Consider the following 25,448-nt stretch of genomic DNA (forward strand, 5'->3'; position numbering starts at 1 on the left):
CTACAGAAGCCAGAATTAACTCCAAGGCAATGATGCTGGAATTCTGGCTTCTGCTTGGGCGACAGAGGAATTGGATTAAGTCACACCAGAGAGAATGACTAAGCCGAGAACCGCCACAAAGACGATCAAGGCATAGAATTGGGCGCGACCGTTTTCAAAGTATTTGAGTCCTTCGCCACTGATGACGGTAATCAACCCGGTGAGGTTGACGGCCCCATCAACGACGCGATAATCGACTTCCATCACCTGTCTGGCTAACCGGCGTGAACCGACGACAAACAGGGAGTTGTAGATTTCGTCAAAGTACCATTTCTTGCGGGAGAGCAAGTAGAGGGGTTTGATTTGGGAGGCGATCGCCCCTGGGTCGATTTTCCGACTCAAGTACATCAGGGATGCCAAGGTAATCCCCAGCAACGCAATTCCCACGGAACTACCGCCCATGACTAAGAATTCCGTGAGGTTGAATTCTTCGGCGTGTTCGGCAATTTCCAGCATGGATTCACTGGGAGGATGAATAAATGCTTCAAAGTAATTGGCAAAGGGAGTCCCTACCAACCCAATCAGGACCGAAGGCACGGCCAGGGCCATCAAGGGGAAGGTCATGGCTAAGGGGGACTCATGGGGATATTCGCTGTGATGATCATGAGAGTGGTCATCGTGGCTGGCTTCTAGTTCCCGAGGGTCCATTGCACCGGGACCAAAGGCGAGAATGGGTTCCCCAGCTTCGGCTTCGCTTTTGAGTTGGTGACGAATTTCGGTGTCATTGCCTCGGAAGGGTCCTTCAAAGGTCAGGAAGTACATCCGGAACATATAGAAGGCGGTCATCCCGGCAGTCAGCCAGCCGACCCCCCAGAGGGCGGGATTGGCTTCAAAGGCGGCCCCGAGGATTTCGTCTTTGGACCAGAATCCAGCAAAGGGCGGGATTCCACAAATGGCGAGGGTGCCGATCGCGAAAGTAGCAGCGGTAATCGGCATAAATTTCCGCAGTCCACCCATTAGCCGCATATCTTGGGCCAGGGTGGGGTCATGACCGACCACTTCTTCCATGCCATGAATCACGGATCCAGACCCGAGAAAGAGCATAGCTTTGAAGTAAGCATGGGTCATCAGGTGAAAGAGTCCGGCGCTGTAGGCCCCGATGCCCATTGCCATGACCATGTAACCGAGTTGGGACATGGTGGAGTAGGCTAACCCTTTTTTGATGTCGGTTTGGGTGAGGGCGATGGTTGCCCCCAGGAAGGCGGTGAAACATCCGGTCCAGGCAATGACGGTCATTGCGCTGGGGATATGTTCAAAGACGGGATACATCCGGGCGATTAAGAAGACTCCGGCAGCCACCATCGTGGCGGCGTGGATTAAAGCCGAGATGGGGGTGGGGCCTTCCATCGCGTCCGGTAGCCAGACGTGCAAGGGGAATTGAGCGGATTTGGCAACGGGTCCGAGAAAGACTAACACGGCTAAGAGGGCCGCGACCCCTGCACCGATCGCCCCAGATTGGACGAGATCTTGCAGGCGATCGCCCATGATTTGAAAATCAAAACTATCCGTTGCCCAATATAAGCCCAACATCCCCAACAGCAGACCAAAGTCGCCCACGCGGTTGGTGACAAAGGCTTTTTGACAAGCATCTGCTGCCGGTTTGCGATCGAACCAAAATCCGATCAGCAAATAGGAACACATCCCCACCAGTTCCCAGAAGATATAAACCTGAACCAGGTTCGGACTGATCACCAGACCCAACATTGAGGAGCTAAACAGGCTCAGATAGGTGTAAAAGCGCACATATCCGGGATCATGAGCCATGTAGCCATCGGTGTAAATCATCACCAACAGGGCCACAGTCGTCACGATCGCCAGCATCAGCGCCGAGAGGTGGTCAATGGTGTAACCCATTGTTAGGTGAAAATTCCCCGCCGCCGCCCATTCCAGGCTGTACGTGTAGGGTTCATGTCCTTGGATTTGACTCCAGAGTAAGGCAAAGGACAAGACCATTGCTGCACCTACGGAAGAGACCAAGAATACGGCAGTCGCTTGCCGCAGATTATTGGTCGTCTTGTTATAAGAAATCAGGCCCAAGCCGACCAGCATTGCCCCTAATAAAGGCAGAACTGGAATCAGCCAAGCATACTGATAAATTGGTTCCATCGCTGAGGCCCACTTAAATACTTCTTTACTGAGTTAACTCATTGGTTAACATTTTGACATAGACCCGTCATAGAAACGGGAGACTAGGGATATCATAGCGATATTCACTCATTTGAATTTTTTTGGTTTTCTGATATAATCTGCGATCGCTTGAACAAACAGCCTTGCACCAGCCATTTTTCCCACCCCTCAACCCCAAAGGAAAAACCCCACCCAGATTAGACTAGATGGGGTTTAGCTGTTCCAATTTTCCAGAACCCGCCACGGGTTCACCCGCAGTACAGGTCACCTGATTAACCCAGAAAAAAGCGGCTGGCTGTAAAAAATTCCTGACGAGAGACTCTCATCAGGAATTGATGGCCGGTTGTAACTTGGAATAAGAATGCGCTTTTTGAGTGCTCAGGAGCAGGGACCTTAATTCCCGGGTTAAGTCATCCCGTCCTTGGAACCCTTCAATCCGATGGATAATGGATCCTCCATCAAACAAAATCAGGGTAGGCAAAGTCGCGATCCGATAGGTACTCGCAAGCTTTAAGGTTTGATCGGCATTAATTCCGGCAATCTTAACCGTTTCGCCCCATTCAGCCTCGAATCCCTTCAAAATCGGGTTAATCAGCAAACAAATACCGCACCACGGTGCCCAAAAATTCACGAGAACAGGAGTGGTAGCTTCTAAAACTTCTTGTTTAAAGGACCTTTCATTAAGAGACAACACCATGAGACCTCTTGATTGAATCGGTTTGGATATCAACACCGGGATCATGGTACATCGATTTGGGATCGTCTGGCTATCCCCCTGAGTAATCAGTTTCCAGTTTCCCCTCAGACCCCGGGCGAAATTTGGTCATTCTTGAGGTGAAAACTCTTTCCCCACAAAGTTTTGATGGGTTTCATCGTCTAACCTAGACTAAAAATTACAATAAATGAGTTTGTCATTGGTCATTGGTCATTGGTCATTGGTCATTGGTCATTGGTCATTGGTCACTGGTCACTGGTCACTGGTCACTGGTCATTGGTCATTGGTCGTCAGCATCCCCCATCCCCCCATCAACAAAGGACCAAGGACAAAGGACCAGTGACAAATGACAAAGGACAAATGACCAATAACCCCTCCCCCTGATGTGAGATACCCACCCACCCTACCTCTGGCAACTTTCCCGGGACAGAATTTTAGATAAACCTAAAAATAGAAGATTGTCCTGTGTTCAGATGATTAATTAGAGAAATATCCCTTCCGTCCCATTGGGGGGAATTTTTCAGTGGATTTCCTCTGTGGAAAACGAATCAAGGCTATTAACACCAAAATGGGTTAGGGATTCTGGTGAGGGGAGAGTTGGGTGGAATTGACGAGAATGAGGGAAGTGGCGACTGGATAGATTGAGCATAACCTTCTGAGTCCTCGCCTATTTCCGGCCTTATCATAAATCCGGGCAATTTTATCAAGTTTTCTTTTTTCTGAAAGACAAAGCTTTTAAGGGAGAGGAGGTAGTGAAAAATCTTTATGAGATGGAGTGACAAGGAGGAAGCCTCTGCTATATAGAGGAGTCAGCGGACTGTCACTGAAAAAATAGCGGTTCAATGCCAAGGGCCACGACTTGATAAATTCCTTCGATCGCCGGATCGGCAACGTAGTGTCTGAGTAATTAAATTTTAAAAATAGGTGTTGTATTTTTTAGGAGTTCGTTTATAATAATTCTTGTAAGAAGAGTTAGTAAGGAATTAATAATGGCTGAAACTGCAACTGCCCTAAGAGGAAAAGCACTGCTCAAGAAGGCAAAAGAACTCGCCAACTTACCTCGGCGAGAGTTAGCAAAGGCTTGTGGTTACTCTACCACCACAAAAGGCGGGGAAACTCGGGTCAATCTGACTGACTTTTATGATGCACTCCTCGATGCCAGAGGCATCGCTTTGGATCCGGAAGCCAAAAAAAGCACTCGTGGCAGAGAAGCAAGCTATCGGGTTTCCGTCCACCAAAATGGGCAACTCGTGATTGGTTCAACTTACACCCAAGCAATGGGGTTGAAGCCCGGTGACGAGTTTGAAATTAAGCTGGGTTACAAGCATATCCATTTAATTCAAGTGGACGAGTCAGAAAAAGACGGGGAAACCGAAGCGGCTTAATTCAGAGCATCGGGGGGAGCGATCATTAATATAGAGTCCTTTTTGGGAGTTTCTACTTAAGAAAATCAACAGGGTTTCTCTCTCTCAAGATAACCTGTAGAGAGAGAATAAACCTTGTAACAGCGCCAGGACAGGAGCTTCTGGCCCGCTGTGCTCTTCAGTAAAATCCCGGGAAAAACTTGTTTTTAGCATGGATTAGGGATAAATTTTTCCGGCGGCAAATACGCCAGGAAGTGGCGAAAGTGATGAATTTTCGCTTAAATATTCTGAAATGGGTTTGCGAGGAAAGACCCTAACCGATGGGATGCCATCGTGGCGGTGGATGTAATGGAAAAGCCTTTCGCGATCGCGAAAGGCTTCTTTATTTAAAGAGGCAGTTGATGGGGGGATATCCGAGGCGATCGCCCAGGTATCCTAAACCCGGAATCGGGTGGATGATTCCCGGAAGGATTGACCCTTGGTGGCAACATCAAACCTTACCCTTCTAAGGAAAACAGGTCAAAGGCGACTGCGTAAAATCAGGATTTTGTATCCCGTTTTACAGATAAATCTTCAGGGATTTTTATCTCAATGGCAGCTAGAGTTAATCCCTACCGAGGAGGCAAGAGATATTCTGGGGTTTCCACAGTCTCTAACCCCACTTTACCCGGACTTGGAGCAGACTTTTATCAGTCAACTGTCGAGAGGATTGCAACGGATCTCGATAATAAACCCATCCGGATCGTAAAAGTAGATGCCGCGTCCAGTGGGACGGGTGACGGGACCGCTATCGATCGCAACCTGATGCGCTTTAAGTGCCTCAACTGCGCCGTCAAATAATTGCGGATCAATATCGAAGGCGAGATGATTGGCACGGGTAAAGGCACGTTTCGGGTCTGGGTCCGGAGGTAATAAATCCGGTTCGTAAAATAAATCGATAACCGTCCCATCTGGGGTAACAAAATTGGCAACTTTCCCCGTTGCGACTAATTCCCGCAACGTGGTGGGAACGGACTCCCCAGTCAGTTCCCGTAAACCCAGGATCCGACCATAAAAATGGCGGGATGCTGCCAAATCCCTGACGTTAAATGCGATATGGTGAACTTGTCGCAAACTGCCAGGAGCGATCGCAAAAGTTGATGATTCTAAATTGATTGGCATGATATGGACTCGTTTGAGAGGGTAATCCGGGTAGAAATCTTTCAGGACATTTTGGAGGAATCCAAGATGGATTGGAAGGGTTTATCGCGAGAAATTTTGCCAGAAGTGGTGCGATCGCCCCGGGAATAAACGCGATCGCATCAGCGTCCCGATGACTGATTAGATATCCCTACAACGCATCGGGATCAATTCCCATTTCCCGCAGGCGATCGGCGAGTATCTGGGATTTCTGGCGTTCTCGTTGCAGTTCTGATTCAGCTTGTCGCGCCCGTTCTTCGGCCTGTAGTGCCCGTTCCTCTAATTCCAACGTGGTGAGAAACGGTTCGCCATCGGGACGGTACAGTTGCAATCCACTCTCCGCCATTTGAAAGCGGACTGCGAGGCGGGGACTCACCCATCCGTCCATTTGTTCGATCGGTTGTAAACTCCCCTCAGACTTGCACCATCCAGCTAAATCGAGCAAATCGGGATGATAGAGATAGTATTCTTCAACACCGTAGTTCTGATAAAACGCCAATTTCTTCGCCATTTCCGAGGGACGGTTCCCGGGAGACCAAATTTCAAAAACCACTTGTGGGGGAATATTGTCTTCCTTCCACTGTTGGTAAGACCCCCGATAGCCTTTGGGTCGTCCAAATGCTACCATCACATCCGGCGCTTGCCTGAGCTTGTTATTGCCTTCCACGGGATACCAGAGTAAATCTCCGGCGACGAAGACATTCGGATCCTGAGCATAGACCCGTTCTAAATTTTCTTTAATCCAGACGATGAGCGCAAATTGTTGGGTATTGTCTGCCATTGGTTGACCATCACTATCGGGGTAGATCAGGGTTGCCTGGGGTTCAGGCGATCGCACTTCTGTAACCATAGCCATTTCTCCATAGGGTTGTGCTAGGACGCCGGTACAGTTAAGGGAAGACAACCGGGTTTCTTCACAAAAGTTTTGTGGGTTTGGCAACTTTTGCTCTGGTCAGAAACCGGGTTTCTTGTCCGATTGATTAAATTGGATTGAATCCTGAACCGACTGGGTAGACTTAATTTTAGCAGGAGAAACGTGCGATCGCCCGATGCTTCACCGCATCACTTGCGAAGTTTTTGCCACAGGACGACAGACACAAAGGTGACTAAACTCGCAACACCCCCGCAGATCACACTTACCAATAAGACCTCGGGCAAACCTGAATTTGGGCCCGTATTCACCGAGGGAACGGCAGGAGGAGTCGAGGAAGCGACGGCTACTATACAAGCTGTCCCTACTCCGACCCCCACGATGCCCACTGCGGTTTTAACCGTGCGATCGCGCTGGGCCTGACGAATTTCCACCAGCCCCTGAATCCTGTGAGTTAGATTTTGTATCCCTTCCAAATTTAGGCGGAATGCAGTGATATCCCCTTGAAGCCTGGGGAGGTAAGTTTGTTTGACTGAGGTGCTGAATATGTTTAAAAAAGTGAGTTCCGTTAATCCTAATCCATCGGCATCTTGTTCTAACTGATGGCAATATTTATCATACTGGTCTATCTGGAGTTCCATCAAATTGAGATGCTTCTCTAAAGTGGTAAATCCAGTGAGCAATCCTGATAGAGCATCCTTCGTGGTTTTGAGGTGATAGAGACTCAGAGTAGAATAATCAGCGATCGCCTCAATCTGTTGATAGTGGGTGATTAGCTGTTCGTTGAGCCGTTGGCTATGGGCCTTTGCCCAGACTATTTGATGCCGACATAATAAAACTTGTTGCCATTGTTCATAAAATCCCCATCCCGCTTGAAACGTTTCGCGATCGGGATACAGAACCAGGAGTAAATAACTATTAGCTTCAATCGTCTCCCCAGTCTTTCCCCCCGATGTTCGCCAAAACTCATACAGTTTCACCCCTACATAGTCCCCCGTTGCTCGATGATGCCATCCTTCCGAAGAGATTAAGGTTTTATAGCTCTCTTCTGCCAGCTTTTCAATTTGAGTGGAATTGCCATGTTCCCAGACTCCCGAAATCATCCAAGTTTGTCCTAAATTATCCGGGGAATGCGGGTCCGGCGTGAGCGCTTTCAGCGTACTCAGCAGACTCTGAACCTCATGAGCATTATATCTTTCTTGAACTGAACCATCAAAAATTAAGGCATAAGTCTGATGGAGACTTCGGCGCAGATAGCGTCCGAGGATAGCGTGGTTATGGAGGGTTCCTTTAAATTTTAAATCGGCGGTGGGTTCGGACTGAAGATCGAGGAAAGTTTCCTGACAATCCCGAGCGATCGCACCGGGGATTAATCGGGAAATATCACCCACTATTTTTTCTAAAACTGAGTGATAATTCCGTTGACTGCTTTCTAGGCTGATGCCTAACCCTTCTTTGATATGGTAACTAAATAAATATAAGTTAGGAGCGTTGATTTCTAGCATGAATTTGGGAGGGGAGTCAGATCTAATCGAAAAGACGCATTTAATTGTAACGCAGATTTGAGCGCATCCTTAATATACCTTTAGGAAAATTAACAGAAATTAGGCCCTAAATCTGCTTTGAGTAGCAAAGCGATCGGTGTTAGGGAATGGGGTAAATACTATTTGTGAGAGTTATAAAGTACGAAAAACAAAGTTATAAGAATAATATAGTCCCGTTGGAAGTCACTTTGTATTCCCAATAGGATTAAATGGAAGAAACGACAGCAAGTCAGGACGTTGAATCTCCCCCATCTCCCCCATCCTCCCCATCTCCCCCATCTCCCCCATCTCCCCCATCCTCCCCATCTCCCCCATCTCCCCCATCCTCCCCATCCTCCCCATCTCCCCCATCCTCCCCATCCCTCACAGAAACTTCCCGGCAGTTTCCGGACTTTGGTGGTTTGTGGCTGAAACAAGCCCACCAAGGCTGTGTTTAGGTGTTTTGCTGTGCTCATAAATCGATTGATTGGCTCGATCAAGTCCGCAATCAATCGAAAAAATTTATGCCAAATTGTCGTCCAGCGATCGCTGGGGTATCCGGTGTGGTATCCTAGCAAAATTGGCGGGGCCGCAGTCGGATTTCCCCAGGGAAAACTTGAAAAATTCTCTTGGCGTTGCGTGATTTAAACTGAATTGTATTTCCAGATCAATGCCTTGTTACTTACAGCAGTTTGAGGTAATCCCATGACCTTCATTGCCACAATCCTCACCAGTCTCCTCTCAATTTTGGTGGTTCTCGTCGGACCCAAGTTTTCCGATGAGAAACATCGTAATACCGTGCGCGCTGTTGCCCTTTTAATCGGTATTTTAGCAGCGACAGCTTCCCTGTTGAAAACCTTTACAATTATCCCATCGGGCAAAGTTGGAGTGATTGAGGTGTTTGGGAAGGTAGACCCCCAACCCTTGAATCCCGGGGTGCATTGGGTGAACCCATTTGGAAATGTTTTGAAGTTTTCCACAGGCCTGCGGGATATGCCGGAGAAAATTTCAGCCACCTCCCAAGAAGGGTTAAACCTGGTTGTAGAGGGGACGATCCAGTATCGCTTAGACGCGAATAGTGCGGCGGATGTGTATCAAAATGTGGGTGTTAATGATGGAGAAATCGTGCGATCGCGGTTTCAAGCGATTATGCGAGAAATTACATCCAGTTATCCGGCTAGAGACATTTATACCGCTAAACGGGAGGAAGTCACCCGGCGACTGCGGTTATCCATGCGGGAGTCTTTAACACCTCTGGGTTTTGTCGTTGAAGAAGCCTTTCTCAAGGATGTGGCGCTACCGGAGAAATTACAAGCTGCCATTGAGCAAAAAATGGAGGTAGAACAGGATAATCAGCGCATGGAATTGGTGCTACAGAAAGAGCGGCAAGAAGCCGAACGCAAGCGGATTGAAGCCTTGGGAATTGCGGAGTATCAACAAATTATTTCCCCGGGTTTAACGTCGCAATTCTTGCAATGGCGCAATATTGAAGCAACCGATCGCCTTGCCAATTCTAATAACAGTAAAGTAGTAATTATGGGCGGGTCCGGCAATAATGCCACGACTCCGGTGATTCTGCAACCCTAGGCGATCGCCCCACCTGCTGTAACCCCCTTTTTCTTAATCTAAACCGATGGCTGAACCCTCCAAATACTATATTGTCAAGGGCAAAAACGGAACTTGTGAAATCCTCCCCAGCAGTCACCTGGAAGGGCCGGAACAGCCGGAACTCGGGGAGAACTGGGGACCTTTTGAATCTCGGGAGGAGGCGATCGCCCGTCGTGTGGGCCTGATTCGCGCCGGAAAGTGCCAACCCTTATAACCCTGACTGGAGAAGAACCCATCGGTGTCATACAGTAACGATGCACCGATTGATTCCCCTGCAGAGGTGACTAGCGGCCCATCTTGAGTAAAACCCAGTCCCGGGACTCCGACGCCAGATAGAAATTGGGTTGAATTTCCAGGGCTTTTTCGTAGGAAGCCAGAGCCTCCTCGTACCGTTCCAGGGACTCCAGGGCGATTCCCCGTTGAGTCCAGACTAAGGGATCTTGAGTTTGAGCGGCGATCGCCTGATCAAACGATTCGATCGCATCGGTATAACGCCGCATTTCATTAAGTGCGATCCCCCGATTCGCCCAAGATCTGCCATCCTTGGGCTCAAATTTCACCGCTTGATCAAACGAGGTAACTGCCTCTTCATAACGGCGCAGTTCCATTTGTGCCAAACCGCGATCGCGCCAAGCCAGATGAAAACTCTCCTCAATTGCCAAGGCGCGATCAAAAGACTCAATCGCCTCAAAATGGCGACCCAACCCCAGACTCAGCAAGACCCCGCGATTATGCCAGCCTTTATAAAAATCCGGTTCAATCGCCAGAGCCTGATCGTAAGCCGCTAAGCCAGCAGCAAATTGAGAAGCACTATACAGCGTCGTTCCCTTAGCATTCCAGGCTAGATAATATTCTGGATTAATTTCCAACGCGCGATCATACGAAGCGATCGCTTCATCCAGCCGTTGTAACTCAGTGAGTAATCGACCCCGTTCTAACCAGGCATTCAAATCATCCGGCTTACTTTCAAGCTGGCGATCGTAAGCAGCCAGAGCGCGTTCAAAAGCCTGATCCGCCTCTTGGGGACGTTGCAAATACTCTAAAACCAACGCCTTGCGTTCCCAGCCTTGAGGGTCATTCGGCTCCTCTTCTAGCGCTTGCTCCAGGTTGGCCAGTGCCTCATCGTAGCGCTGCAAACTGAGTAAAGCAAGGCCCCGACCCTTGAGGGCATTCACATCATTCCCGCGAAGTTCTAAAGCGCGATCGTGAGCTGCGATCGCCTCCTCGTAGCGCTGTAATTGATACAAAGTTTCCCCGCGATTGTTCCAATAGCGGGCATTTTTCGGTTCTAAACGGCTGGCATTGTCATAAGCCACGAGAGCCGATTCATAGCGATCGAGCAGATAGAGCGCATCCCCGCGACATTTCCAAGCTAAGGCATAATCGGCCTTAATCCCGATCGCCTGATCACACTCATCCAGGGCTTTCAGGGCATCCTGGGACTCCAAAAGCAAGCTGGCATTTTCGATAAATCTCTCCGAGTCCTTACGCTCTTGACGAGCTTGCTGTGAATTGTTCAGAGCGATCGCCACCCCTGCCGTTCCCATCAGGGCCACCACCGCCAGAATCGGCCAGGGTTTGCCAAAAGGTAACTTTTGGGAAAGTTGGGTCACCCCCGCTACCACCGAGGCCCCAATAGAAGTCTTGGCTTGACCTGGGGGACTCGTCCCCAGGTCCGCCTGGGGCTGCTCTGGGGGGACCTGGGGAGACACCGGACCATCCCCCCCAATCGGCATCGGCGCCGACTCCGGAAAGGGGACAAGAACGGGTTCTTGGAGGGCACGCAGATCGGCCAACACCTCCTGAGCTGATTCATAGCGCTCGCGGAAATAAGAGCGCACCATTTTATCCAGAATCGCCCCAAAGCGCTCGCTCACCTGAACGTGCTTGCGCCAACTGAGTTCGCCCGTATGGGGTTCCGTCCCCAGATAATCCGGACGCACCCCGGTTAACGCTTGTAGGGCCACTGCACCGAGGGCGTAGATATCGCTATTCGGGCGGGGATTGCCCACCATTTGCTCCTTTGGCATATATCCCGGAGTCCCGATCGCCGTCGAAGTGGTTAACTGGCCCTGGTCAATCGTCAAGGTGCCAATTTGCTTCACCGCCCCAAAATTGGTCAACATCAGCTTGCCGTCAGACTGACGCCGGAAGATGCTCCAGGGGGTTAAATCCAAATGAAGGGCATGATGGTCATGAACAAAGGCGAGAGTTTCTAGGACCTCTTGTAATAAGGCAATTGCCTCCTTTTCCTCGTACTTTTTGCCCTGGATTAATTCATGAGAAAGGGACTGTCCCTCAATCTGCTCCTGGACCAAATAAAATGCCCCATTTTGCTCAAAATCTGCCAGCAACGTGGGAATGCGGTCATGAGTGCCTAAACGGTGTAAAAGTTGGGCTTCCGCATCAAAAAAGCTTTTAGCTTCCCACCAGGGAAAGGTCTGTTGTTGAACGGGTTTAATTTGCTCCACCGTACACCAGGGCATTTCCTGGCGTTGTAAATCCTCCCCTAAAAAGGTTTTACTAAATCGGCGTTCGGCTAACAAACTTACCAGTTGATAGCGACCATCGAGAAGATTGCCAATTTCATGTAAAGACCGTAAATCAGCGATCACTTCCGTCGCCTGTTGGTAGCGGTCTTGATAGTCTGAGCGCACCATTTTATCCAGAATCTGGGCCAACTTGGGGTTGACTGGGGCCAAATGATGCCAGATCGTTTGACCTGTTTTGGGATCCCGTTCTAACTCGCGGGGGGGGACGCCCGTTAAGGCTTGAATCGCGGTCATGCCGAGGGCATAGATATCGCTATTAAAGCGAGGTTTGCCCCCGAGTTGTTCGATGGGGACATAACCTGGAGTGCCGATCGCCGCTGTACCCACTTGACCTTGGGGATTGATGGCTAGAGTTTCGATTTCTTTAAAAGACCCAAAATCAACGGGAATAATTTTGCGATCGCCGGACCGCCGGATTAAATTAGAGGGTTTAATATTGCGATGAATTACTGAGTGCTGATGAATGAACGCTAACACTTCCAGAACTTGATGCAACAGCGCCATCACCAAGCCTTCACTCCAGCGGTTGCCTCGGATGATTTCTTGACTGAGGTCTTGACCGGGGATAAATTCTTCAACAATATAAAATTTTTGCTCCTCCTCAAACCCATCCAAAATTCCCGCAATCAGGGGATGAGTGCTTAATTTTTGCATCACTTCGATTTCCCGTTGCCAGCGCCTACGGGCTTCGGCCAGCAGGGTGGGATTGGAGAGATTCGGCTGGAGTTGTTTAATCACACAGGGGCGCGGTTGGTCCGGCTGTTGTCGGTCTTCAGCCAGATAGAGTTTACCAAAAGCACCTCGCTTGAGGTCTTTAATGAGTTGATAGCGCCCTTGGATGAGCTGTCCGGTCATGGCGTTCATCAGTTGCATAGCTTAGATCTGCGGCGGCGGTTGAGTGAATGGTTTTCGGGGGCCAGAGGGCCACTTCGTTCGGGAGTCGTGGGGGTGAGATCGCGAGGTGGAGATGATGATTTAGATGGGTGGCACCCATTCGCGGGTTGAGAAAATTGGATAAGGTCCAGGTAAAATCAAATCACCGATGCGATCGCCAAGGGGGGTTACGACCCCTGCAATGGGTTGAATAGGGGCCTTCGTTCGAGCGCTCCTGGCATTTTGAAGCACTTGCATTCAGGATAAACAGCTCTGGCTCTAACAACACATCGATTGATTTCCATGCAAGCAATCCGTTGAACAACAAAGGTTTTTACAGCAAGAATCGCACCCTTTGGGAATTAGCATGGCGAGATCGCAAGCGATCGGACTTGCCATCGGCGAAAATATCTTCTTATCTTATCGGTTTCTCGTCCCCTGTCATCGATGAAATCCAAAAATCTCTCGGAGGTTAGGTAAAACCCGGGCGCGTGACCCTAGGCGAGAATGCCTCAGTCTCTGGGTGAGGGGAGATTGAGGGAACAAAAGGAAGTTTTCTGTGAGGATTTTCCGCCAAATTGACTCAATTTATGGCAACCTGAAAAACAGAACCCAGACTAGAACACCCTGGCGCGTCCATTGGCTGCTCAAGAAGGGGAACGAGCCCCAAACTTAGAAGCCTCAATGCGATCGCCCCAGGACCCAATCAACCACCCTGCACAGCAACTATCGGATTGCGATCGCCAGTATGCAAACACTCCCGAACCTAACCACCGCCCAACCCACTGCCAATACCGCCCTGACGGACACCACCATCCACCGTCGCAAAACCCGCCCCGTTCCTGTGGGCAACATCACCATCGGGGGCGGTAATCCCGTGGTGGTCCAGTCCATGATTAACGAAGACACCTTAGATATCGACGGGTCCGTCGCCGGAATTCGTCGCCTCCATGAAATCGGCTGCGAAATTGTCCGAGTCACCGTCCCCAGTATGGCCCATGCCAAAGCCTTGGCGGAAATTAAGCAACGGCTGGCGCGGACCTATCAACTCGTCCCCTTGGTGGCCGATGTCCATCACAACGGCATGAAAATTGCCCTAGAAGTCGCCAAGCACGTGGATAAGGTCAGAATCAATCCCGGGCTGTACGTCTTTGAAAAACCCAACCCCAACCGCACCGAATACACCCCGACCGAATTTGCAGAAATTGGGGAAAAAATCCGGGAAACCCTAGAACCTTTGGTCATTTCTCTACGAGACCAAGGTAAATCTATGCGAATTGGGGTCAATCACGGGTCCCTAGCTGAACGGATGCTGTTTAGTTATGGGGATACGCCCGAAGGGATGGTGGAATCCGCCCTCGAATTTATCAGAATTTGTGAATCGTTAGACTTCCGCAACCTGGTCATTTCCATGAAAGCATCCCGCGTCCCGGTGATGCTGGCAGCCTATCGCCTGATGGCACAACGGATGGATCACTTAGGCATGGACTATCCCCTGCACCTCGGGGTCACGGAAGCAGGGGATGGAGAATATGGACGCATTAAATCCACCGCAGGGATCGCCACCTTACTCGCGGAAGGGATTGGCGATACCATTCGCGTTTCCCTCACCGAAGCCCCAGAAAAAGAAATTCCCGTCTGTTACAGCATTCTACAAGCCTTGGGTCTGCGAAAGACGATGGTGGAATATGTCGCCTGTCCCTCTTGTGGTCGCACCCTCTTTAATTTAGAAGAGGTCCTCCATCAGGTCCGAGAAGCAACTAAACACCTGACGGGACTGGATATTGCTGTAATGGGTTGCATTGTCAATGGACCCGGAGAAATGGCCGATGCCGATTATGGTTATGTGGGTAAGCAACCGGGATATATTTCCCTCTATCGGGGTCGGGATGAGATTAAAAAGGTCCCGGAATCTCAAGGGGTTGATGAGTTAATTAAGTTGATTCAAGCTGATGGGCGATGGGTTGATCCCTAGGGGTGGAAAGGCGGGAATTGAACGAGACCAGAAACTGGGTTTCTAGTTTAGATTTAGGACCTGGGGGATCGGCATTAAACAAAAAACCGGGTTTCTCCACGGCAGTAGCGATACCCGAGGACAAATCCGGCCCGCGATCGCCCCTCGACCCGGGCTGAAGGAGAATCTGGGCGGTCTCGTACCTGTGCAAACCCTGTGTTATCGTAAGACTAGGGACAAAACCTATAAACTCCTGAGAATCGTCCATTCCTTATTCGAGCTGTTTCCGGCTTATTAAAGGAGATAGAATCAGGGCAGGCGCTTTCTCCTCGGGTTCGTCATCTATAGCTAAATATCCACCCTGTGCTTTCCCTTCATCAGCCCCATCCCTTCCCTCTGGATTGCTTTCATCGTACTACCTTTTTTGTCGAAAGATAAAAGAGTCAAGGGGGTCGTCCTTAATCGTAGTTTTTCCTTCCTGATTGAATATTTATGGTGATTACAAAACGCGGACTTATAGTAGGTGCAACAGCAGTCGCCTTAACTGCTGTTACGGTCACGGGGGCGGGACTTCATCTGTCCCAAAGTCAAGCATTTTTTCAAGAAAGCCCCAAAGAACTGGTAGACGAAGTTTGGCAAATTATTAACCGCAATTATGTGGATGCCACGTTTAATCAAGTTGATTGGGAGACGGTTCGTCAAGAGTATCTGAACAGACCTTATAGCAATAAGGAGGAAGCTTACACCGCGATTCAAGAAATGCTGGAACAACTGGGGGACCCCTACACCCGGTTTATGAATCCAGAGGAGTTCAAGAGTATGCAGATTGATACTTCTGGAGAACTGACAGGGGTGGGGATTCAACTCTCCCAGGATGAAGAAACGAAGCAACTGATCGTGATTTCGCCGATTGAGGATACCCCGGCTTTCTCGATGGGAATTCAAGCTAGAGATGCCATCCTCAAGATTGACGGACAAAGTACCGAAGGGATGGATATCAATGAGGCGGTGTCGCTGATTCGGGGTCCCGTGGGTACGGAGGTGACCCTGACGATTGAACGGGTGATTGACGAAGAACGCGGGACGAAAGAGACGAAAGATTATACGATTCAGCGCGTACTCATCGAGCTCCATCCGGTCCGCTACAGCTATCAGGAAAGCCCGATGGGTGGGGTCGGTTACATCCGTCTGACGAATTTTAACGCGATCGCTGCTGAAGAAATGCGCGACGCCATCCAGGACCTGGAAGGCCAAAATGTCTCGGGCTATATTCTGGATCTGCGGTCTAACCCCGGGGGTTTACTCCATTCTAGTATTGAAATTGCTCGGATGTGGCTCAATTCTGGCAGCATTGTCTCCACTGTGAACCGCGTCGGAGAGATGGACCTTCAGTCTGCCAATGGACGCGCCCTGACGAATAAACCGTTAGTGGTGTTAGTGGATGGGGGTTCCGCCAGTGCCAGTGAAATTCTCTCTGGGGCTTTGCGAGACAATGAACGGGCGGTGCTTGTGGGAACTAAAACTTTTGGCAAGGGGTTAGTGCAATCGGTCCGTGGGTTGGGTGATGGATCCGGACTGGCGGTGACGATTGCCAAGTATCTCACCCCCAATGGTACGGATATCAACCATGAAGGGATTACTCCCGATGTGGCGATCGAACTCACTGAGGACCAACAAAAACTCTTACGGGGCGATCGCACCTTAATTGGTTCCGCCCAAGACCCTCAATACACGAAAGCGATGGAAGTCCTCCGGGAAGAAATTGCTACTGCCCGGGCTAAACGTATCCCCGCCAATTAACTAAAATCGGTGAATTTGTAAGGGTTAGAAGTTTCAACACTTTGATTGTTTTTACCTGTTTCCCTGAAATTAAGACGATTTAGAATGGTTAGATAAGACCCCCATCTAGTAAGATGAAAGGGTCTTATTTTTTTCTGGGACCCCTCCAAGCAGTCTTTTCAGTTCTTGACGGGCGATCGCCTCCCCAAGACACAGGGGAGAGGGCCAAAGGTGGATTCAGCCTCGTTGAATCCTTCGCCGACAGCATCAAGAGAGGGGACCGAAACCGAGAATTATATTGCTCATTATGAATAACCAGCGAACCGCACAAATTGCTCAGATTGTCGAAAAACGTCGGCCCTTAGCCGAAAAAATTAGTCGGGTTGAGGACAATTTGAGGTCCCTTGCGGCGGCACTTCGGACTTTACAGGACCACCGCGATCGCCTCGTGGATTCCGTGGAGGATCAGGCAATCGTCGGACATCTTCAGGATGTGGATTTTTGGAAAATTCAGGTGCAGATTGCCACGGAATTAGAGGCGACGGCGAAACTGAAGGCACGGTTTTCCCGGGATACCCTGAATATCGGCGTTGTCGGACGTGCCAGACAAGGGAAAAGTCGCCTATTACAAAGTTTAACCGGACTGACGGCTTCGGAAATTCCCGACGGCGATCGCCAACATTGTACCGGCGTCCTCAGTACCATCTACCACAATCCTACCCTGGAAACTCACGGGGAAGTGTTTTTTCATAGTGAGCGATCGTTTTTAGAGGAGGCGATCGCCCCGTATTACGACCAACTCCAGCTAGGCCTCGCCCCCCAGTCCCTCGATGACTTTGCCAAACAGTCTCTGCCGCCTCTACCTCGCGACCTCTACGGCGCACAAACCGGGGCGAAATACGAACATCTGCGCCGATATCACAAGCACCTAGACGAGTATCGGACTCTCCTGCAACAGCCCTCCCCACGCCGGATTACTCAAGGGGAAATTCGCGAATATGTGGCACAAGATACCGCCGATGGTCAGCGGGTCTTTTTCAACTATCTCGCCGTGCGCCAAGTTAAAATTGTCTGCACGTTTCCTAATGGGGATGTGGGAACTATTGCTTTAGTGGATATGCCGGGATTGGGGGATACAGGAATTGGGGATGAAGTGAGACTGATTGAAACCTTGGGTCAGGAGGTGGATTTTGTGTTGTTTGTCAGAATGCCTAAATCCTCGGGGGATTATTGGGCTGATGTGGATGTGAAGCTGTACGACACTGCGGCGGCGGCGTTAACTGAACTGCCGATCGCCCTGTGGTCGATGATGATTCTTAACCAAACCCACAACGGTTCTGGGAATGGGGATAATGCCAAAAACTGCCAAGATTTAGCGGAAACAATGGCAGAAAAACATTTGGAAGTGGTCAAAACTCTAACGGTGAATTGTGCTGATTCTGTTGCGGTGAATCAGCAGATTTTAGAGGGGGTTTTGGAGTATTTAATGGCTAAAATCACTGACCTGGATCGCCAGTATGCAGCAGCCTGTCAAGACCGATTATTGCACCTGCGCGATCGCCAAGCTGCGGAATTGGTCAAGGCAAGGCAAGCCCTGGGCCAAGCCGCCCAACGCGAGAGCGAATTTCCCCTATTTTTGCGGTTATTCGATGCCCTCTGGAATAACTTAACCAGTGGGTTAGAGGGATTTTTGCGGGGGCTGTCTCAGCAGCGAGAGGCGGAAGATTTGGAGTTTAAGAAGCAAGTCCAGATGGCGATTGCCAATTGTCGGCAGGATCCGGGTATTCCGACCCTGGAGGAGATAGAATCCAGGCGCGATCGCGTGGGAGGATATCCTAATGCGTACTATCAATATTTAAACGAAATTCGCGCCCATTTATCCCAACATTTTTTGACTTTAGATGATGGATTGAAGCAGGCGATCGAACGAGTCAAGTCCCGAGTGGCCGATGTGCTGATAGAACAGGGACGGTTAGGAAACCTCACCCCAGTTCGGGGCAGTGAATTTTTAGGGGTAATGGCGGAACAGTTACCGGAAGATTTACAGAAACTCAAACTGGGGTTTAGAATTTTATCGGAATTTAATTTATCCTATCGCGGACTGATTCAACATCGCATTCGCCAGCAGTTAGATGGATTAAATCCGGATAAAACAGGCTTGAAATTATCGAGTCAAGGGATTTCGGCTTCGGAAGTTTTAAGCAATCTGAAAACCCTTCATGCCGAAGCAGTTTATAATTGTGAAACTGTCTTGGAAGATTTGTTAATTGAACCGAATCAGGCGGCATTTGCGATCGTGGAGGAATTTGTGGATCGCGTGTTGCGCGTGGAAGGGGTAAAAACCGAATGGCAAATCTTTTTAGAAGAAGTTCGGTCCGAGGTATGGCAAGATGAATTTGACCGTTTAGGCAGTCGCGATCGCCTACGTCGAGAATGGGTTGCTGCTGTGGATACGGTAGAAGCGGGCAATCAATTGGAATTGATGCAATTTTTGCCTGGAAATAGCGGTTGAAAACGCTTTAGCCCGCACCCTAAAGGGTGGGGCTATACGGACGAAGCCTGCCTACGCAGGCTAATCTATAAAGACCACTTTTAATACCCTGATTTGGTATCATTAACTCTTGTCAAAAATTTTGTTAAAAATTGTGGCTTAACCTCTATTTTTCTAATTTTATTCAAAAAATTTTGCCTATTAATCAAGAATTTATGATAGAAATAGTGATATTTATTGGATTACCAGGGTCGGGGAAAAGCACCTTTTACCGAACCCATTTCGCCGAAACTCATGCTTTGGTGAGTAAAGATTTGATGCGAAATAATAAAAAACCCGCCCGCAGACAAGCTTTTTTAATCGCAGAACACTTAAAATCCGGAACGTCCTTAGTGGTAGATAATACCAATCCCACTCTAGGCGATCGCCACGCTATCATTGAAATTGCCCAAGACTATCAAGCAAAGATTATCGGCTATTATTTTGAATCCAAAATTGCCGATTGCCTCACCCGCAATCGACAACGAGAGGGAAAAGCCCGAGTCCCGGATTACGCCCTCTATATGACTCGCCATAAATTAGTCCCCCCGAACTACTCCGAAGGATTTCATCAGTTATTTCAGGTCAAAATAGCCCCGAATCCAGGAACCTTTGAAGTTCATCCTTGGACCCGGGAGGAAAACCTTGGATCCGAATCAATTTGACCGTAAAATGCGGCAATTGAAATATTTCCAGAATCCATCCCAGGTGGTAGATTGCTTTCGGTGGCGACAAGCAGATGCCACTGGTTATGGGATAAACTTTAATGAATTATCCTTATAACAGCGTCACGGGACGGGGTTATATTGGGAAAATTACTCCCAAATCGGGTATAATCCGATTAGAGGGCAAGAAGTGGTTGCCACCGGATAGCGAATTAAAATTGATGAAGCATTGCCGATGAAGGAAGCTGATAGCGAGTTTATCGCCGGACTATGAGAGAGTCGGGAGAATTTAAAGGACAATAACCTTTAATTCTGCTGGAATAGAAGTAACTAAAAAAAACAAGCAAATCCACCCTAAAACCGAGAAAGTAATGCAGGAATTAAAAGTCACCATGCTGGGACCCAGTGGCGTGGGTAAAACCAGCCTTTTGACTGCCATGTATGAGCAATTTGAACGCAGTATTGGACAAACCAATTTGCAACTGACCCCCGATTTAGAAAGTGCAGCATTGCTACAAGAACGATTAGCGGAACTAAAAACCCTGCCGGACAGTTTTGAAACGAAAGGATGGATGCAGAGTACGGAAGATCATAAATCTTTTATCTTTGATTTGGGTAGAAAAGGGGCAATTCCGTCATTAACCCTGCACTTTCAAGATTATCCGGGAGAATATCTCGCCGCTAAAAGTTCCCGGGAAGAAAAGGAACGAGTGGAGACATTTGTGCGGGAATCGGCAGCAGTGGCGATCGCCATTGATACCCCTGCCTTAATGGAAAAAAATGGCCAATGGCATGATGCGGTAAATAAACCCCAACAAATTGCTAATTTATTTCAAAGAGTCTATCGCGAATTAGAGTCTCCTCGATTGGTGATTTTTGCCCCGGTACGCTGCGAGAAATACTTACAAGATGAGAAAAGCAGTGCGGAATTGGTGAGGCAGGTGCAAGCGGGATATGCGCGTTTATTAGATTTATTGCGATCAGAATCCTTACTTTCAAAAGTGGTGGTGATTGTGACGCCGGTTCAAACCGTAGGAACTGTGGTATTTTCCCGCATTGAAATTCTGGAGGACAAACCGTTATTTATCTTCCGAAAAACTAGCCATGATGCCCAATATAATCCCCAGGATAGCGAACAGCCTTTACGCTATTTGTTGCGGTTTTTGCTGAGACTACATTTGGACCGCCGCAACTTAGGAGTGTTTAATTTTATCCGAGATTGGTTAGGATTGGATAATCACCTCAAAGATGCAGTCCGGGAATTTGCCAAGGGCTGTAAAAATACGGGGGCCTTTGCGGTATTGCAGGGTCAAAACTGGTTAAATATTGGATAGGAGGATGTCATGGAAATTTATGTCAAAAGTCGGGGATTTACTCAGGAGGAGGGCTACTGCTGGTTACCAGAAACTCCTTCGATTCTCACTTTAAATCGGGTTGCTGACTGCATTCAAACCGAATCCCCCTCGGTTGTCTTAGGGCGATATAGCGGACGGTTGCTATTGCTGATTACTGGGTTAGAGGCGAGGGGAAGGACCGATTTTCGCGATCGCACCATTCGCAATTCCATCGCCTGGGTTGCGGAAGATTCTGCCGCCCATGAACAACAGTTCCGGGCCATCGCTGTCCGCGCTTTACGCACCTTTTTAGAGGAAAAACAAGACGGATTAGATGCGGAAATTGACCAAGCAATTCCCGTGGGAGGAACGGACGGATTTACCGTCAACTGGGAACTATTAAAAGGATTATCGGCGAGTGCCACCCTCAGCAGTTCCCCGGAAACATCTGACCGAGAACGAGAAGAACATTCCACGGATAAACTCGCCAAAAATTGCGATCGCACTAAACAAACCCTCGCCACCCAACTGGAACAATATGGGTTACCCCAAAGAGAAGGTACTCTGGTTGTCGTTACCGGAATTAAAAGCAAAGATGCTTTAATTCAGGCGGGAGTTTGGCGAGGTTTATCCAAAAGTTTAGACGAGGAAGATTGGACGCCAGTTCGGGAAAGACAAGACACCCCCAGTTCTTCTAGAGAACCGTTTCAACCGGAAAAAAAGTTCAATGAAACCGCCACTTTAGTGGCAGGGATTGTGGCGATCGGGATGTTGGTGTTAGGGTTTTTCTGGTTTTAGATTGCTCAAAAAATACCGGATAGTTATAATACAAAAATTATCGGTTTAACTTAAAAATAGACCGAATCATTTGCTTGAAGAAGAGGAACAATTGCCAATGAAACCTTTAACGCGCCGACAATTCATAAAAGTGAGTGCGATCGCCGCTGGATTTGCCCTTGCTGCCCATCCAATTTTCGCCCAACAAGTCATCACCACCGACAGCGAAGGATTAGTCGCCGGTGAAGTTGTCATCCCCGTTGCCGATGGAGAAATCCCCGCCTATCGCGCCATGCCTGCCACCGGGAAAAACTTTCCCGTAATCCTAGTTATCCAGGAAATTTTCGGGGTTCATGAACATATCCAGGATGTCTGCCGGAGATTTGCCAAACAAGGTTATCTGGCGATCGCCCCAGAAATGTTTGCCAGACAGGGAGATGTATCCCAGATGGAAGACATCCAGGAAATTATCTCCGAAGTGGTATCTAAAGTACCCGATGAACAAGTGATGTCGGACCTCGATGCTACCGTTGCTTGGGCGCAAACCAGTAGTAACGGCAATACCGAAAAACTAGGCATCACGGGATTTTGCTGGGGAGGACGAATTGTGTGGTTGTATAGCGCCCATAACCCCCAAGTCACCGCAGGAGTTGCCTGGTATGGGCGATTAGTCGGTGAATCTACCCCCCTGACTCCCCAACATCCCATCGATATCGCCGAGGAATTAACCGTCCCCATCCTCGGATTATACGGGGGCGAGGATGATTTAATCCCTAACGATACTGTGGAACAAATGCGCGATCGCCTCACCTCCGGCAACAGCAACTCTGAAATCATCCTCTATCCCGACACTCCCCACGGATTCTATGCCGACTACCGCCCCACCTACCGCCCAGATGCCGCAGCAGATGCCTGGAATCGCCTTCTCACTTGGTTTGAAAAGTACGGCGTTGCCTAAAAAAAATCAGATTTAATTCTCCCAAAAGCCCCCCTTTTTAAGGGGGGTTGGGGGGATCTCTCCTAGAATATTTTTTGTTGATTCCCCTAAAAACCCTAGTAATAAAACAATAAAAATCATGAATAATTCTCAGATTCATAATGACTATAAACAACAAATTGCCGATTACTTTAATCGCCGCACCAATTATGACCAAGAAGGCGATTTTCATCCCCTTGTTGCCCATCATCTCATCCAATGCGCTGACATTCAACCCGGACAGCACATCTTAGATATCGCAACGGGAACGGGTTTAGTCGCCATTGAAGCCGCCCAAATTGTGGGAAATAGCGGGTCAGTGGTGGGAGTTGATTTGTCCGAGGGAATGTTAAGGCGATCGCATTCCAAAATCGCTGCTGCTGGTTTAACTAATATCGAACTCAAGCAAGCCGATATAGAAACCATCCAGCTTCCCGACAACAGCTTTGACCGCATTTTCTGCTGTTGTGGCATTCCTTATATTTCCAATATTCCCCATAACCTGCGCCGGTGGTATGGGTTTCTAAAACCCGGTGGGATCATCGCCCTGACTGGACTCGCTGAAACCGCTTCTATTTTTAGTAACCTCTTAATAAAAATTGCCACAAACTACGGGTTGGAATTGCCCAGTTGGTCCGAAGTCACGGGAACACAAAAAAAATGCAAAAACCTCCTGCAAACCGCCGGTTTTGAACAAATCCAAATCACCGATGAGCAATTTGGGCACTATTTGAGCTTAGAGTCGGCTCAAAACTTATGGGAGATGTTTATAAACAATCCTCTCACTCATATAAATTTTGTCCAACATTTCAATTGTGAACAATTAAACGCAGCCCAAGCACAATATTTTTCCCACTTAGAAACCTTAGTCACGAAACAAGGCATTTGGAACGATTTAACCTTATATTATATGGTTGGCCACAAACCCATCGACCGATAAAAAATAGTTTCACAAACCCATCATTTTTAATTAGGTTTACCGGCGTATCCGCAGAGTGGAAATTGTTAATAATCAGAATAGCAACTCCAACCTCTATCCCGATGCCACAATTAGCAGTAAACTGTAATACGATGTTTTTAACGATTGACGATGGCAACGATTAACGACAACTACCTCAAACTCAAAGCGGGTTACCTGTTTCCCGAAATTGCTCGTCGCGTGAATGCCTTTGCTGAGGCGAATCCGGACGCCCAAATCATCAAACTGGGGATCGGCGACGTGACAGAACCCCTACCCGAAGCTTGCCGCAAAGCAATGGTAAAAGCGGTGGAAGACATGGGCGATCGCAGCAACTTCAAAGGGTACGGACCCGAACAAGGGTATGCCTGGTTGCGGGAAAAAATTGCCACCCACGACTTCCAGTCCCGAGGATGCGCGATCGATGCCTCAGAAATCTTCATTTCCGATGGTTCTAAGTGCGATAACGGCAACATTCTCGACATCTTCGGTAACAACAACAAAATCGCCGTTACCGACCCGGTTTATCCCGTATATGTTGATACAAACGTCATGGCAGGACATACCGGACCCGCCAATGATAAAGGAGAATATGAGGGATTAGTCTATCTCCCCATTAGTGCGGAAAATAATTTCACCGCTGAACTTCCTACGGAGAAAGTCGATTTAATTTACCTCTGTTTCCCCAATAATCCCACGGGTGCAACTGCCACTAAAGACTACCTGAAAAAGTGGGTAGACTATGCCAAAGCGAATGGTTCGATTATTTTCTTTGATGCAGCATACGAAGCCTTCATCACGGACCCGAATTTGCCTCACTCTATCTATGAAATAGAAGGCGCCAAAGATTGTGCGATCGAGTTTCGTTCTTTCTCCAAAAATGCGGGATTTACCGGCACTCGCTGCGCCTTTACAGTGCTTCCCAAAAACTTAATGGCAAAAGCCTCCGATGGGTCTGATGTCGAAGTTTGGAAACTCTGGAATCGCCGCCAATCCACCAAATTTAATGGTGTTTCTTACATCGTCCAACGCGGTGCAGAAGCGGTGTACTCCGAAGAAGGACAAGCACAAGTCAAAGAATTGGTCAGTTTCTATTTAGAAAATGCCAAAATTATCCGCGAGAAACTAACTGCTGCCGGATTGTCGGTTTACGGTGGTGTGAATGCACCTTACGTCTGGGTGAAAACCCCCAATGGATTATCCAGTTGGGATTTCTTCGATAAATTGCTGCAAGTGGTGAATGTAGTCGGAACTCCCGGTTCAGGGTTTGGCGCTGCTGGGGAAGGATACTTCCGCATTTCTGCCTTTAATAGCCGGAAAAATGTTGAAGAAGCGATGCAACGGATTACTGAAAATTTAAAACTTTAGTCCGGATTTACTACAAGGGTAGAAACTGGGTTTGTTAATAAAATTTCTGCAAATTAGCTAGAAGTTTTTGCTAAAAACCCGGTTTTTTCTCCTTGGGTAATAATCTTATCCCGGCCCTCTAAACAATCTAAAACAGGGTTTCTGAATAAGGATGAGGGAGAAACCCTTAACTTGATGCAGAAACCCCGTTTTTTTATGGGAAAATGGAATGTTTTATAGGCTTGGGCGCTATAATAGGGGTAAGTTGAGAGGCGAT

Annotated in this window: 22 protein-coding genes; 15 read left to right on the forward strand and 7 right to left on the reverse strand. The window is 48.5% G+C overall.

Translation table 11 applies throughout. The features are described 5' to 3' along the window. Positions 1-75 precede the first annotated feature (75 nt). Both NG792_RS13620 and NG792_RS13625 read right to left on the reverse strand, forming a co-directional pair. A complete protein-coding gene (locus tag NG792_RS13620; RefSeq protein WP_261200783.1) occupies positions 76-2,145 on the reverse strand; it encodes an NAD(P)H-quinone oxidoreductase subunit 5 in 2,070 nt (689 codons plus the stop codon). Between the two features lie 346 nt (positions 2,146-2,491). Next, positions 2,492-2,863 (reverse strand): thioredoxin family protein, encoded by a 372-nt coding sequence (locus NG792_RS13625; RefSeq protein ID WP_261200782.1) that lies wholly within the window; start codon positions 2,861-2,863, stop codon positions 2,492-2,494. A gap of 1,007 nt (positions 2,864-3,870) precedes the next feature. Here NG792_RS13625 and NG792_RS13630 point away from each other — a divergent pair. Together NG792_RS13630 and NG792_RS13635 are read left to right on the forward strand one after the other, a co-directional pair. Beyond that, on the forward strand, positions 3,871-4,266 hold the full coding sequence (locus tag NG792_RS13630) for an AbrB family transcriptional regulator (RefSeq protein ID WP_261200781.1): 396 nt from the start codon (positions 3,871-3,873) through the stop codon (positions 4,264-4,266). Positions 4,267-4,565: 299 nt separating this feature from the next. Beyond that, positions 4,566-4,754 (forward strand): hypothetical protein, encoded by a 189-nt coding sequence (locus tag NG792_RS13635; protein ID WP_261200780.1) that lies wholly within the window; start codon positions 4,566-4,568, stop codon positions 4,752-4,754. 184 nt (positions 4,755-4,938) lie between these two features. Here the strand turns inward: NG792_RS13635 and NG792_RS13640 are convergent, their stop codons facing one another. From NG792_RS13640 to NG792_RS13655, 4 genes are all read right to left on the reverse strand, one after another. Next, the gene (locus NG792_RS13640) at positions 4,939-5,406 is read right to left on the reverse strand and encodes a VOC family protein (protein ID WP_261200779.1); all 468 of its coding nucleotides are present in this window, start codon (positions 5,404-5,406) and stop codon (positions 4,939-4,941) included. Positions 5,407-5,575: 169 nt separating this feature from the next. Next, positions 5,576-6,274, reverse strand: coding sequence for a Uma2 family endonuclease (locus NG792_RS13645; RefSeq protein ID WP_261200833.1), 699 nt, complete (start codon positions 6,272-6,274; stop codon positions 5,576-5,578). A 212-nt stretch (positions 6,275-6,486) separates the two neighbouring features. Next, on the reverse strand, positions 6,487-7,800 hold the full coding sequence (locus NG792_RS13650; RefSeq protein WP_261235741.1) for a hypothetical protein: 1,314 nt from the start codon (positions 7,798-7,800) through the stop codon (positions 6,487-6,489). Positions 7,801-8,068: 268 nt separating this feature from the next. Next, entirely contained in the window at positions 8,069-8,206 is a 138-nt protein-coding gene (locus NG792_RS13655) for a hypothetical protein (RefSeq protein ID WP_261235742.1), read from the reverse strand. An 80-nt stretch (positions 8,207-8,286) separates the two neighbouring features. Between NG792_RS13655 and NG792_RS13660 the strand changes: the two genes are divergently transcribed. The 3 genes from NG792_RS13660 to NG792_RS13670 are packed head-to-tail and all read left to right on the forward strand — an operon-like array spanning position 8,287 to position 9,640. Continuing rightward, complete coding sequence (locus NG792_RS13660) at positions 8,287-8,466, forward strand: hypothetical protein (protein WP_261235744.1); 180 nt, start codon at positions 8,287-8,289, stop codon at positions 8,464-8,466. A gap of 57 nt (positions 8,467-8,523) precedes the next feature. Then, entirely contained in the window at positions 8,524-9,405 is an 882-nt protein-coding gene (locus tag NG792_RS13665; protein WP_261235745.1) for a prohibitin family protein, read from the forward strand. A 46-nt stretch (positions 9,406-9,451) separates the two neighbouring features. Beyond that, the gene (locus tag NG792_RS13670; RefSeq protein ID WP_261199343.1) at positions 9,452-9,640 is read left to right on the forward strand and encodes a DDE transposase family protein; all 189 of its coding nucleotides are present in this window, start codon (positions 9,452-9,454) and stop codon (positions 9,638-9,640) included. Between the two features lie 70 nt (positions 9,641-9,710). Here NG792_RS13670 and NG792_RS13675 read toward each other — a convergent pair whose 3' ends face one another. Then, positions 9,711-12,851: a serine/threonine-protein kinase gene (locus NG792_RS13675; protein ID WP_261235746.1), complete on the reverse strand. Its 3,141-nt coding sequence runs from the start codon at positions 12,849-12,851 to the stop codon at positions 9,711-9,713. Positions 12,852-13,599: 748 nt separating this feature from the next. Here NG792_RS13675 and ispG point away from each other — a divergent pair. The 10 genes from ispG to NG792_RS13725 all read left to right on the forward strand — a co-directional run bounded on the left by ispG (position 13,600) and on the right by NG792_RS13725 (position 25,192). After that, on the forward strand, positions 13,600-14,826 hold the full coding sequence (gene ispG, locus NG792_RS13680) for a (E)-4-hydroxy-3-methylbut-2-enyl-diphosphate synthase (protein WP_261235747.1): 1,227 nt from the start codon (positions 13,600-13,602) through the stop codon (positions 14,824-14,826). 471 nt (positions 14,827-15,297) lie between these two features. After that, a complete protein-coding gene (gene ctpC, locus NG792_RS13685; RefSeq protein ID WP_261199346.1) occupies positions 15,298-16,605 on the forward strand; it encodes a carboxyl-terminal processing protease CtpC in 1,308 nt (435 codons plus the stop codon). Between the two features lie 286 nt (positions 16,606-16,891). Next, positions 16,892-19,096: a hypothetical protein gene (locus tag NG792_RS13690; RefSeq protein ID WP_261235748.1), complete on the forward strand. Its 2,205-nt coding sequence runs from the start codon at positions 16,892-16,894 to the stop codon at positions 19,094-19,096. Positions 19,097-19,269: 173 nt separating this feature from the next. Beyond that, the gene (locus tag NG792_RS13695; protein ID WP_261235749.1) at positions 19,270-19,779 is read left to right on the forward strand and encodes an ATP-binding protein; all 510 of its coding nucleotides are present in this window, start codon (positions 19,270-19,272) and stop codon (positions 19,777-19,779) included. A 101-nt stretch (positions 19,780-19,880) separates the two neighbouring features. Next, on the forward strand, positions 19,881-20,018 hold the full coding sequence (locus NG792_RS13700; RefSeq protein ID WP_261235750.1) for a hypothetical protein: 138 nt from the start codon (positions 19,881-19,883) through the stop codon (positions 20,016-20,018). A 132-nt stretch (positions 20,019-20,150) separates the two neighbouring features. Then, complete coding sequence (locus tag NG792_RS13705) at positions 20,151-21,113, forward strand: TRAFAC clade GTPase domain-containing protein (protein ID WP_261199349.1); 963 nt, start codon at positions 20,151-20,153, stop codon at positions 21,111-21,113. A gap of 9 nt (positions 21,114-21,122) precedes the next feature. Then, complete coding sequence (locus NG792_RS13710) at positions 21,123-21,911, forward strand: hypothetical protein (RefSeq protein ID WP_261235751.1); 789 nt, start codon at positions 21,123-21,125, stop codon at positions 21,909-21,911. Positions 21,912-22,008: 97 nt separating this feature from the next. After that, complete coding sequence (locus tag NG792_RS13715; RefSeq protein WP_261199351.1) at positions 22,009-22,848, forward strand: dienelactone hydrolase family protein; 840 nt, start codon at positions 22,009-22,011, stop codon at positions 22,846-22,848. Between the two features lie 118 nt (positions 22,849-22,966). Then, positions 22,967-23,806 carry a class I SAM-dependent methyltransferase gene (locus tag NG792_RS13720; RefSeq protein WP_261235752.1) on the forward strand — a complete coding sequence of 280 codons (840 nt, stop codon included), beginning with the start codon at positions 22,967-22,969 and terminating at the stop codon, positions 23,804-23,806. 150 nt (positions 23,807-23,956) lie between these two features. Next, positions 23,957-25,192, forward strand: coding sequence for an LL-diaminopimelate aminotransferase (locus NG792_RS13725; RefSeq protein WP_261235753.1), 1,236 nt, complete (start codon positions 23,957-23,959; stop codon positions 25,190-25,192). Positions 25,193-25,448 lie beyond the last annotated feature (256 nt).

Source organism: Laspinema olomoucense D3b (assembly GCF_025370785.1).
In the GTDB taxonomy this organism is placed as follows: Bacteria; Cyanobacteriota; Cyanobacteriia; order Cyanobacteriales; family Laspinemataceae; genus Laspinema; species Laspinema olomoucense.